The organism is Tardiphaga sp. OK245 (genome assembly GCF_900108575.1).
Lineage (GTDB): Bacteria > Pseudomonadota > Alphaproteobacteria > Rhizobiales > Xanthobacteraceae > Tardiphaga > Tardiphaga robiniae.
In genome coordinates, this window is record NZ_FNWZ01000004.1 from 35,970 (window position 1) to 47,675 (window position 11,706).

General features: G+C 60.0%; 9 protein-coding genes. 7 read left to right on the forward strand and 2 right to left on the reverse strand.

What is annotated here, in order from left to right; translation table 11 throughout:
- Window positions 1-30: 30 nt before the first annotated feature.
- Together BLW80_RS18755 and BLW80_RS18760 are read right to left on the reverse strand one after the other, a co-directional pair.
- A complete protein-coding gene (locus tag BLW80_RS18755; RefSeq protein ID WP_089268058.1) occupies window positions 31-822 on the reverse strand; it encodes an FkbM family methyltransferase in 792 nt (263 codons plus the stop codon).
- A 126-nt stretch (window positions 823-948) separates the two neighbouring features.
- On the reverse strand, window positions 949-1,716 hold the full coding sequence (locus tag BLW80_RS18760; protein ID WP_068738572.1) for a sugar transferase: 768 nt from the start codon (window positions 1,714-1,716) through the stop codon (window positions 949-951).
- A gap of 818 nt (window positions 1,717-2,534) precedes the next feature.
- Here BLW80_RS18760 and BLW80_RS18770 point away from each other — a divergent pair.
- The 7 genes from BLW80_RS18770 to BLW80_RS18800 all read left to right on the forward strand — a co-directional run bounded on the left by BLW80_RS18770 (window position 2,535) and on the right by BLW80_RS18800 (window position 11,693).
- Window positions 2,535-3,263 carry a metallophosphoesterase gene (locus BLW80_RS18770; RefSeq protein ID WP_089268102.1) on the forward strand — a complete coding sequence of 243 codons (729 nt, stop codon included), beginning with the start codon at window positions 2,535-2,537 and terminating at the stop codon, window positions 3,261-3,263.
- Between the two features lie 116 nt (window positions 3,264-3,379).
- Window positions 3,380-3,994, forward strand: a complete 615-nt coding sequence (locus BLW80_RS18775; protein WP_244528336.1) for a polysaccharide biosynthesis/export family protein — start codon at window positions 3,380-3,382, stop codon at window positions 3,992-3,994.
- 309 nt (window positions 3,995-4,303) lie between these two features.
- Window positions 4,304-5,728: an outer membrane beta-barrel protein gene (locus BLW80_RS18780; protein WP_089268061.1), complete on the forward strand. Its 1,425-nt coding sequence runs from the start codon at window positions 4,304-4,306 to the stop codon at window positions 5,726-5,728.
- Entirely contained in the window at window positions 5,709-8,021 is a 2,313-nt protein-coding gene (locus tag BLW80_RS18785) for a GumC family protein (RefSeq protein ID WP_093759185.1), read from the forward strand. Before BLW80_RS18780 ends, BLW80_RS18785 begins: the two co-directional genes overlap by 20 nt.
- Window positions 8,018-9,439, forward strand: a complete 1,422-nt coding sequence (locus BLW80_RS18790; RefSeq protein ID WP_244528337.1) for a VpsF family polysaccharide biosynthesis protein — start codon at window positions 8,018-8,020, stop codon at window positions 9,437-9,439. Before BLW80_RS18785 ends, BLW80_RS18790 begins: the two co-directional genes overlap by 4 nt.
- The gene (locus tag BLW80_RS18795) at window positions 9,436-10,518 is read left to right on the forward strand and encodes a glycosyltransferase family 4 protein (RefSeq protein WP_093759930.1); all 1,083 of its coding nucleotides are present in this window, start codon (window positions 9,436-9,438) and stop codon (window positions 10,516-10,518) included. Before BLW80_RS18790 ends, BLW80_RS18795 begins: the two co-directional genes overlap by 4 nt.
- Before the next feature lie 68 nt (window positions 10,519-10,586).
- Window positions 10,587-11,693: an acyltransferase family protein gene (locus BLW80_RS18800; RefSeq protein WP_170849730.1), complete on the forward strand. Its 1,107-nt coding sequence runs from the start codon at window positions 10,587-10,589 to the stop codon at window positions 11,691-11,693.
- Window positions 11,694-11,706 lie beyond the last annotated feature (13 nt).

The window sequence follows — 11,706 nt, forward strand, 5'->3', positions numbered from 1 at the left end:
CGGACATCCCCCGAGAATTCCGCATGCGCCTCAGCTGTTGAGGATCAACTCGCCGTCGAGATGCTGCGGAAAGAAAAAGAAGTTGTTGACGTAAGCTTGCCCGGGTTTACGGCCACCATTGGGCAACAGCGCATCGGCGTCCTGCATTTCCCCAGCGTTGAAATGATCGATGGAGATCACCTCGTCGTCCTGGAGGAAAAAGCCGCGATAGGATTTGTCGCGAAAGAAATCGAACACCGAGCGCGTCGCCTCGGCACGGTGGCGATCCTCTGCCTCGACAAGGAAGACCGGCTGGCACCGGTCGATCAGGCCGACGGCTCCATGCAAGACGCTCAACTCGTGCCCCTCGACGTCCACCTTCACGAAGGACACGTCCTCGCGCACGACACCATCGAGACGCGCCAATGGAACATGCGTCGTGATCAGTTGCTTTACCGACGGCTCATACTGCTGCTCGAGCGATGCCCTCCCGTAAACCAGGCCATCCTCGCCTTGCGGTGTGTAGAGCTCGGCATCGCCTTCATGATCCGAAAGAGCCACTTCATGGATGCGGACATTGGACGCGGAGGTGCGCCGAAGCAGATCGGCCATCTCATGCGATGGCTCGAACGCATGGACCTGACCGGACAGTCGCGCCAGTTGCTGGGTATAGAGACCGCAATTGGCGCCGACATCCACCGTGACGGCACCCTGCGGCACGATCTTGTCGAGATAGGCCAGTTCACGCTCCGCCGATTTGGGACGCTTCAGGAAGCGCCAGCGCAGATACATCGACGGGAAAGCGTCTTTCAGAAGCTGCTTGGTCCGTTGCGTCGCCGTCATGGCTGTCACCCTTCGTTCGAGGCTGGTTTCAAGGCAAAACAATGCCGGGCGCCGGACGGAGGCCCGCCAGCGCAATGTCTGCAATGTGTGGTGTGATCGATGCCGCCGCTCAATCGGTCGTGGGCATCAGAAGGCATTACCGGAGAGGAATTCGCGCCGGACCGTCTGCACGATGATCATGATGTCCATACGCATCGACCATTTCTCGATATATTCGAGGTCGTAATCGATGCGCGAGATCGCCCGGGGCGCCTCGACAGTGCTGCCGCGGCAGCCGCTCACCTGGGCCAGACCGGTGATGCCGGGCCGTGCGCTGTGACGCGTAAAGTAATACGGCACAAGATCTTCATAGAGCACGTTGGCGGCCAGCATGCCCGGGACATGGGGCCGCGGCCCAACCAGAGACATATCGCCCTTGAGCACGTTGATCAGCTGCGGAATTTCGTCGAGGCTGGTCTTGCGCAGCAGCTTGCCAATCCGCGTCACCCGGGCGTCGCCTTCGACCGTCTGCTGAATGCCGCGCTTGTCGCCGGCATCGGTGCGCATTGAGCGGAACTTGTAGATCTTGAAGAACCGGTTGCGGTAGCCATAGCGATACTGGGTGAAGAACACCGGCCCCGGCGAGGTCGCCTTGATGATGATTGCGATCGTGATCAGCAGTGGCGCGAGAAACAGCAGGGCCGAGCCTGCGGCCGCAATGTCGAACAATCGCTTGGCAATCGACTCCGACGGCTCGCACCGGGCAACCTGGTTTGTCCGGCGGCTGCGATAGGCGCTGTTGCGATACGACCCGTGGCCGGCAAACTCGACCGGCCGCACAGAAATGAACTGCCGCTCCTTCCAGAGCGGTGTCACCTTGTTGCGATCAAAACCAACTGAAACTGTAGAGGCCATGCTCTCGCTCCCTGCTGGAACTTTGGTGCGCGATAATCGAACAGAAACATGCCTATGTGGCAGGCATGCGAATTCAGAACCCTTCCCTTCGACGAACATTCGCAATTGCGAAACCATCTTCGTCGATCAGCAAGAACCTTCATCACTGAAGATTTCTTAACTGTGCGAACGAATTAGGGCGGCAAAACGGTATTGGCGTGTAACATTACGCAGTCGCAATATTGATATAATTGTGCGGCGCGCAAAATTCGTTGTGCACGGAAGCGCTTAGATCGTTTTGTCCGTCTATTGCGCTGCATCACGCTCACAGCAGCCATGCAAAATAATTACACGACGCAGATCGATGAATTGCATCGCGTCGCTGCGAGATCGGGTGCATGATCTTCGCAATTAACAAATCGCCACCAAGCGGCAATCGATTCGAGCTTGATTTTTCACTCGATACTAAAGCGCGCCCATTATGTTGCGCACTGAGACTACTCACTCCGCCAGATATTTCGGCATCGCCATGGTCGCTCGACGAACACCTCAGATGACTACAGGGGACATTTCATTTCCCCCGCGCGCGATTGCCGTGGATAAGGCCACTATCTCCAGCCCTGTGGATAGTTCTGCCAACGATGTGCGTAACGTATCTGGCCGCAAACTGCGAAACAGACTTCTTCTTATCAATGCGGCCGTCTGGGTCGCTGTGATCGTCGCCGTTCGCATCATTTTCTTCTGAGCTCTTCGCTATCCCCAAAGCTTTATGAGTCCCAAAGCGTTGCGCGGCCGATTGAATTTGACCGCGACGGTTCCCTGATCGTAGCTTGCGCGAAATGCCGCGCTCCCTCTCCAGGTCAGATTCGAACAAGGCGGCACTGCCGCCCGATACGCGCATCTATGCCATCGGTGACATTCACGGACGCGCCGACCTGCTGCAGGAAACCATCGCGCGCATCGATGAGGACATCCGACGTCGCCCGATCACCTATGCGGCGGAAGTCTATATCGGCGATTACATCGATCGTGGCGCGGATTCGAAAGGTGTGATCGATTTGCTGGCAGTCCGCATGGTGCACAACCATGCAATCTGCCTACGCGGCAATCACGAAGCCATCATGGAAGACTTCCTGGAGGATGCCAGCGTGCTTGAGCACTGGCGCCAACTGGGCGGACTTCAGACTCTCGCATCCTATGGCGTTTCTCCATCGCGCACGGCAACGGCGCGCGATGTACAGAACGCCTTTCGCGCCGCATTCCCTCCGGCGCATGACGCTTTCTTGCGTTGCCTGCGGAACAATATCAGATGCGGCGACTTTCTGTTCGTTCACGCGGGCATTCGTCCCAATGTACCGCTCTCGTCTCAAGATCCGCATGATCTGATGTGGATCAGGGACGAGTTTCTGGATTCCAAGCGCGATCATGGCGTCTATGTGGTGCACGGACACACACCGGTTCCCCATGCAGATATTAGAGATAACCGTGTGAATATTGACACAGGTGCGTGGCGCAGCGGCATCCTCACGTGCATTGCCATCGAAGGCACAGAGATTCTGGTTCTCTAAGAAGACATTAGTACGCAATCTGCGCACTCTCTGAGTACGCCACATTCTTTCGCCGTTTTTTGCCGGACACTCTCGCGCAATTGTCGTCTGCATCAATTGTCATCGAATTGATGCAGATGATCACATTGATGTTGTGTTGGGGGTCTACCATGTTGCGAACGAACCGATGCGCCGGCATTTTGATAGTACCGGTGCTTTCATTTTTCCTTGCTGGCGTCGCTCCGTCGATCGCGCTCGCGCAGGACCAGCGGGTTTCTGCGGCTTCGCCGTCAGGCACCTATCTTCTTGGACCAACTGACCGGATCCGTCTGAAGGTCTATGGCGAAGCTGATATCACCGGTGAATATGAAGTCGACAGCAACGGATTTGTATCGATTCCCCTTGCGGGCCACGTGAAGGCCGCAGGCCTGACCACACGGCAATTAGAGAAGGGCATCTCCTCCGCGTTGGCCAAGGGAATCGTGCGAGACCCACGCGTGAATGTGGAAATCGCACTGTATCGCCCCTTCTATATCCTTGGCGAAGTGAAGAAGAGCGGCGAATACCCTTATCGCATGGGCCTGACCGTGATGGACGCCGTCGCAACAGCCGGTGGATTCACCTATCGCGCCAATGAGAACAAAGTGTATTTGCGGCGATCGGGCTCAACGGTCGAAGAGATCTATGCGCTCGATTCGCCAGTCCTGGTATTTCCCGGCGACAATGTGCGTGTCCCAGAACGATACTTCTGAACTCATCATTTTTGATTTTGTCTGATGTGTAGTGACCGATGCGCGCCTTCATGTCGCGCGTCGCCATAGTCTCGACTTTTTGCGGTGCGTATTCTTGTGCAGTGCGACGAACTTTACTTCGTACTTCGCATTGTGGGCAGCAAAGAGAAGGGCGTTTCATCAGACGAGTGTTGAGTGCGCTAGTGGGGGCGCGACATTCATCACGGGCTTGCTGAGTTTGTAAGCGCCGGGATGAATTTCTAAGCGGCAATCAAGTCTCGACGACAATTCGATAGCGGAGGAATGCATGTCCTTCGCAAGGGATGAGTGATGAAATGTACGTTTGTATCAGCAGGATCGGATGCGATCGGCGAAGGACCGGAGGGGCTGCGGCCGATTCCCGTCACGCGCCGCGCTCTCCGTATCGCGCCATGGCCGGTCACGGCGATTCTGCTTGGTATTGCATCACCCGCCAATGCTCAGGCGATCCCGGCAACCAGCGACGAGCTCGCGCCACCCTGGAATGCGCAACGGATTTTCGAACCGTCCGCGCTGCCCGATCTGGTCGACCGGGATAACCGCGAAGCAATAGCGCCAGAGGACATGCCAGTAAAAAAGCGACAGCAACCTGGTTATGAACCCGTCGGCATCCGCCAGGGATCCTGGATGTTCAACCCGTCGCTGATGACGGGCGCGCTCTATGACAGCAATGTGTTTGCCTCGAACACTCAGAAGCGCGGCGACGTCGCAGCGGTGATCGAACCCAGCCTGCGTGCGCACACGCTGTGGGAGCGACACGGCATCGACATCAAGCTCAATTCACGAACCACGGCCTATAATGAAAATTCGAGCCTCGACCAGACCGATGTGAGCCTGAAGGGCGCCGGCTGGATCGATATCGCCAACGACATGGTCGTGCTGGGCAGTTTCCAGATCGCGCATCTCAATGAGGGTGTGGGTTCGCTGAGCTCGCCTTCCAATGCCGTGACACCGACGCCTTATAATCTGATGTCCGGCGACCTGACCGTCCGCAAGGAATTCAACCGGCTGGCGACATCGATCGGCGCACGCGTCGACTCGTACGATTACGGCACGGCGCGCGCGCAGGATGGCAGTCTGATCGACCAGAGCAGCCGCGACGGCCAGATCTATGCGCTTCACGGCCGCGTCGATTATGCGTTCTCGCCTGTGCTCGGCTGGTTCGGCGGCGTCGAAGGCAACCAGCGCAACATCCGCGGCGTGCCCGGCCAGACGCTGGACTCCACCGGCTATCGCGCGTTGTCGGGCTTGACCGTCGGTTTCGGCAATCTGCTCCGCGGCGAATTCGGCGGCGGCTATGTCGAGCAGCGCTTTGACAATCCTCTGATCGGCACCGTCGACGGACCGTCCTATCGCGCCAAGCTCACATGGAGCCCGACGCGATTGATGGACATCCACGTCAAGGCCGAACAGCTGGTCACGCAGACATCCGATACCAGCTCGACCGGCGTGCTGGCCAATGCCGTGCAGGTCGGTGTCGACTACGAGCTGCGTCGCAACGTCATCCTGTCGCTGGCGGGCGCCTATGAGATCGATCGCTTCTTCGGCCAGGCCCGCAAGGACCGCGTGACCACGACCAATGCCAGCGTGAAGTATTTGATGAACCGCTTCAGCGCGATCTCGGCCTATCACCGCTACACATCGCGCGACAGCGATATACCCACCTTCAGTTACGACAAACATCAGGTAGGGCTCAATGTTACAGCGCAATTTTGATCAGCCTTATCCGGCGGCACCGGAACCGGTTCCGACCGCCGTTGCCGGTTGGCAGGCGCCGACCGTCGATCTCCGGGAAATGGCGCGCATCCTGCGCCGGCGCTGGCGCGCGGTCGTGCTGCCCGCCGCCGTGCTCGGTGGTATCGCCCTCGCTTATGTGGCGACGGCGACCACACTCTATACTGCGAACTCCACCGTACTGGTCGATCCCCGGCGCGCCAATGTGGTCGAAACCAATCAATCGGTGCTGACCAATTTCGGCACGGACGATGCGACCATCGAGAGCCAGACGCTGCTGATCCAGTCGCTCTCGATCCTGCAGCGCGTGGTCGACAAGTTGAAGCTGACGCAGGATCTCGAGTTCATGCCAAAGCCCGGCCTGCTCGATCCGATCCGCAATCTGTTCCGCAGCAGCAGCCCGGTCGATGGCGTGAGCCCCGAAGACGCCGCGCGTGCATACTCTATATATCTGCTCCAGCGCCGCATGAAGGTGACACGACAAGGCACGACATTCCTGGTCGATATCGCCGTCAGCTCGGAATCGCCGCAGAAAGCCGCGACCATCGCCAATGCGGTGGCTGACGCCTATTTCGAGGAACAGGTCCGCGCCAAATTCGATGCGACGCGCATCGCAGCCAAATGGCTCGGCGGCCAGATAGATGCGCTGAAGAACCGCGTCGTCACCTCCGAACAGGCCGTCGCGGACTATCGTTCCGCCAATAACCTCGCGGTCTCGCAGGGCGTGACGGTCAACGACCAGCAGATCACCGATCTCAACAGCAAGCTGATTGCTGCCCGGGTGCAGACCGCCGAAGCGCGTGCCAAGTTCGATCAGGTGCAACAATTGGCGAAAACCGGCGGCGATGCCGGCGGGCTCAATGCCGCCGTCTCCTCGGAGATGGTGACCAAGCTGCGCGCGCAATATGCCGATATCGCCAAGAACGAAGCCGACCTGACCAGCAAATATGGTCCGCGGCATCCGCAGGTCGCCAATGTGCGGGCGCAGCTCAAGGACACGCAGCGGCTGATCAACGAGGAAATAGCGCGCATCGTGCAGGGCACGGCGCATGATTATGACGTTGCGAAATCGCGCGAGGCGTCGCTGCAGGACAGCTTCGACAAGCTGCAGGGCGTCTCCAGCACGTCCGGTCAGGCCGTGGTCCGGCTGCACGAGCTGCAGCGCGAGGCCGAGGCCAACCGCACGCTCTATGAGTCATATCTGGCGCGCTCGAAGGAGACGACGGCGCAGGAAAGCCTGGAGATGCCGGACTCCCGCATCGTCAGCTTTGCCAGCATCCCGCTCAAGCCTTCCGCGCCGAAGACCATGCTTATTCTAGGCTTTGCCATCCTGCTCGGCCTCGGCGGCGGCACGGTGCTGGCATTCCTGACCGACTATCTCGACGGGCGGATCAAGACGTTGGAACAGGCCGAAGAGATATCGGGCGTTCCCGCGCTGGCCGCTCTACCCTCGATCAGCAGTCGCGAACTCGCCGGGCGTGCCAAACGCGGCCGCACCGAACTCGGCAATTACGATCCACGCACCATGCGGCTGCTGCCGGCTGCATTGCAGCCTCCGCTGATGCGCTATGCCATCGAGGAGCCCGGCACATTCTTCGCCGAAGCGATCCGCGCCGTTCGTCTGGCGATCCAGCGCGCGCGCAAGATCGACACGGTCAAGGTCGTGCTGGTAACGTCGGGCCTCGAAAGTGAAGGCAAGACGACCTTCGCCGGCAATCTCGCACTGTCCTTTGCCACGCTGGGCATCAAGACGCTGCTGATCGACGGCGATCTGCGCAATCCCGGCCTGACCCGCGCCGTCAGCCCCAATGCCGATGCCGGCCTCCTGCAGGTGGCAACTGGCGAAGTGACGCTGGAGCGCGCCATCCTGCTCGATCGCAGCACCGGCCTCTCGATCCTGCCTTCCCCCGCTATCAAGGACGTCGATGCCATCACCGAGCTGATGTTCTCCGAGCAGATCGTCGAAATCCTCGACCGCCTGAAGTCGCATTATGAACTGATCATCATCGACTCGCCGCCGCTGATTCCGCTGGTCGACGGCCGCGCGCTGGCCGAACTCGCCGACCGAATTTTGCTGGCCATGGCCTGGAATCAGACACCGCGCGAGGTCGTCGCCCACACGATGGAGCTGCTGGCGCCGGTGCATGATCGCATTCTCGGCACCGTGCTGACCCAGGTCGATCTCAGCAAGATCCGCTTCTATGACTACTACCGCAGCTCGGCCTATCTGAAACCCTATGGCGTCGCCGCCGCCAGTGCGGGAGCTGCGCGTTGACATTGGCCCGGACCGCGCCGCTCAGGCTGCATCGCAACGGCGCCCTCGCCGCGGCGGGCTCGCGTGCACGCGTTCCGCAACGACGGCAGATCGTTAACACTGCCCAACTCATTAATTTAATGATCGTCAGTGTGCTGCTGGGCGCCATCGTCGCGATTTTCACACTGTCCGGCGGCGTTCTGACTAATCTCAAGATTCACTATCTGACACCCGGCGGCAATTTTCTTGAGAAATTGCATCCCGGCACCTATGCGACATTCATCGCGACGCTTTTGCTGCTGATGCGCGACGGTGACCCGATCGGTGAGATCAACCGTGCCTTCACGGACGCCAAGCTTTTGCTGGTGCACCTGTTCTGCTGGTTCGTCCTGCTGATCCAGATGTTCGTGCTGGAACGCCCGTTCACGGTCATCATCGACACGTTCCTGCTGCCGGTGCTGCTGTGCCTGCTGATCTGGCGGCTGACGCCGGCGCAACGACGGCCGCTGGTCTGGGCCATCCATGCGACACTGCTGCTCAACATCCTGATTGGCTATTACGAATATTTCTCCGGCCATCGCATCATTCCGCTGACGCTCGGCAGCGTGCTGGTGGTCGGTGAATGGCGCTCGGCTGCGCTCCTCGGCCATCCGCTGACGGCCTCGGGCATTGTCGGCGCCTATATCATGGCGCTGGTGCTGCGACCGGCCATCTGCCCGCCGATCATGATCCGCGTGCCACTGATCGCCTTCAGTCTGGGCTCACTGATGGCCTTCGGCGGCCGTACCGCGCTGATGACAGTATTGTTCGTGTTGGCTTGCCTCGGTCTGCTTGAGACGATCCGGCTGATCCGCGGCAAGCGCGTGCCGCTGCTGTTCGCTGTCGGCGCAATCTGCTTTCTTTTTGCGGCGGCAGGCGTCGTGTTTGCTGCGCTCTATCTCGGCATCTTCGACAAGATGCTGCTGCGCTTCTCATCGGATAAAGGCAGCGCCCTGGCTCGCTTTGCGACCTTCGACATGCTCAATCATTTCCAGTGGAGCGAACTGATCCTCGGACCCAATCCGGTTCGCGTGAACGCGCTGCAGTCGCAGCTCGGTTTGAATTATGGCATTGAGAACTTCTGGGTGTCCTGCATCGTGCAATTTGGTCTGATCCACACCATCCTGATCACGCTGGGCCTGACCTGCTTCTTCATCGAACTGCTGCGCCGGTCGGACCGCGCAGCCTTCGCCATCTTGCTGCTGATCCTGATGATTGCTGCAAGCTCGGTGAGCTTCTCGTCGAAGAACATCCAGCTGGCGCAGCTCGTTCTACTCATCGCGCTGCTGTTGCCGCGCGAACGCGCGCCGGCCGTGGCGCCGCCCCGCTATGTCCATCAGCGGCCGCCGATGGCCGCCCCGCATGTCCGCGCCGTCCCCCGGGATCAGGAGTTTGCATGACTATCTATGTCGATCACACCCATCTCGGACGCCATGTGACCGGGCTCGAACGGATCACACTGGAGCTGTTTTCGCAGCAGGCGCTGGCGCCGCTCGATGTCGTTCCCATCACCTCGCGCGGCACCGGCCAGATGGTGGCGACGCAGACTTTCGGTCTGCCAATGCGCCTGGCGTCTCCCTCGTCGTTCCTGCTGTGCCCCGGCTTTCCGCCGAGCCCGCTGCTGCGGATGTTTTCCTCACGCGTGCTGCCCTATATGCACGACGACTTCCTGCTGACGCGACAGGCCGATCTCAATGCTCGCGCACGACTCTATATGGCGACGCCTTTCAAGATCGCGCTCAAGAACTATCCGCGTTTCCTGACCAATTCGCGCGACACCCAGCGCAAGCTCGCCGAACATTGTCGCCCGGATGCCGAGATCACGCTGTATCGCCCACCAGTGCGCAACGTGTTCAAGCTGGAATCCTCTGAGCGCGCCGAGCGCGAGCCCGAGACGTCGCCGTTGCGCGTCGTGGCCCTCGGCACCGTGGAGCCACGCAAGAACTTCATCGCCGCGGCCAATATCGTACGTGAATTGCGCCAGCACGGTTTTCCCGGCGCCACCCTCGACATCGTTGGCCGCAAGGGCTGGGGCGATGACTGGAAGACGCTGGAACGCATGTCGTGTGTGACCTTGCATGGCTATCAGTCGTCCGAAAACGTGGCACGCATTCTCAATGAGGCCGATATTTTCCTGTGCACCTCGCATGATGAAGGTCTCGGCTTGCCACTGCTCGAAGCCCAATATGCCGGCCTGCCGATCGTGGCGCCGAATGCGCCCGTCTTCCATGAAGTACTGGGCACATCCGGCATCTTCATCGATCCGTCGGACCACGGCACCGCGGCGTCGCAGATCGGCGGGGCTATCGCAGCTTCGCTGTGGCGCAGGCAGTATGTTGCGGCAGCGACCGAGAACCTCGCGCGCTGGAACGCGCTGGCAGCGAGCGACCACGACATCGTCATCGACCTGATCGCCGAACTCGCCGGCGGGCAGCTGGCCGGCAGTCGTTCGGCGGCGAAGCCCAACGTCGCGCATTAGGATCGTGGCGCCAGCGTCCATGCCGGATCGGGGCCACGCTTGGTCCGTTCAACAGGGGATATTGCTTCTTGCAGGATATCGACACCAGCACACGACATCTGGACGGGCTGCGCATCGTTGCGGCCAGCGCCGTCGTGATCCTGCATTATTCGGATTACATCAAGGAACTACCAATCGGTCGCTTCATGGTGGACCACACCTGGCACTTCAATCTGTTCGTCGATCTGTTCTTCGTTATCTCCGGCTTCGTCATTGCCAGCCAGTATCTGGCGAAAGTCGGCTCACCCGCCGCGGTCGGTCGCTTCCTGTGGCGGCGCCTCGCGCGGATCTATCCACTGCATCTGGCAACGCTGGCTTTCTATATCGTGATCGCACTGGCGCTTCATGCGGGCATCGCCAAGACCGACAACCCGGCACGTTATCCGTTCTCGGACCTGCCGGCGCAGTTCCTGCTGCTGCACGCCATCGATGGCGACCGGCTGACCTTCAATTTTCCGAGCTGGTCGCTGTCGGCCGAGTTCTTCTGCTACGTGCTGTTTCCGCTGATGGTGCTGACGATCGCGCGGAACAGGACGGTGATCATCGCACTGGTCGTGCTGCCGCTGCTGGCCAACAGCATCTATGCCATTGCCATGGGCACCGAGCCCTGGCCTGACTGGATCAACAAGGGGGGCGCCTTTCGCGCCTTGCCTGCCTTCAATCTCGGCATTGCCTGCTGGCTGTTTCGCGACCGGATTGCCCGGCTTCCAGCGATACCGGGCCTGCTGACCACGGCCCTCGTCCTGTTCCTGATCTTCGGCGCGCAGCTTCCGATCATGGCAGCACTGGCAGTAATCTATCTCATCGCGGTGCTCGCCATTAATCACGACCTCTCCGGCCAGACCACCCTGTTCTCGCGCCTTGGCTTTGAGCGCTGGTCGTCGCTGACCTATTCCTCCTACATGCTGCATATTCCGGTCGCGACCGTCGTCCTCACGCTGGCGGCACGCTTCCTTGCCCCCGTCATTCCCGGCGGCAAGCTCGCCCTGGTGCCGCTGGCCATCGCCGTTCTTGCGGCCGCCAGTATTCTGTCCCTGCGCTATTTCGAGACGCCCATGCGACGCGCTCTCAATGAGGCTTATGATCGCCATTTCAGCACGCGAATTGCCGCGGCGACGGTGCCAAGGCAGACGTGACCTGATGGTGGAT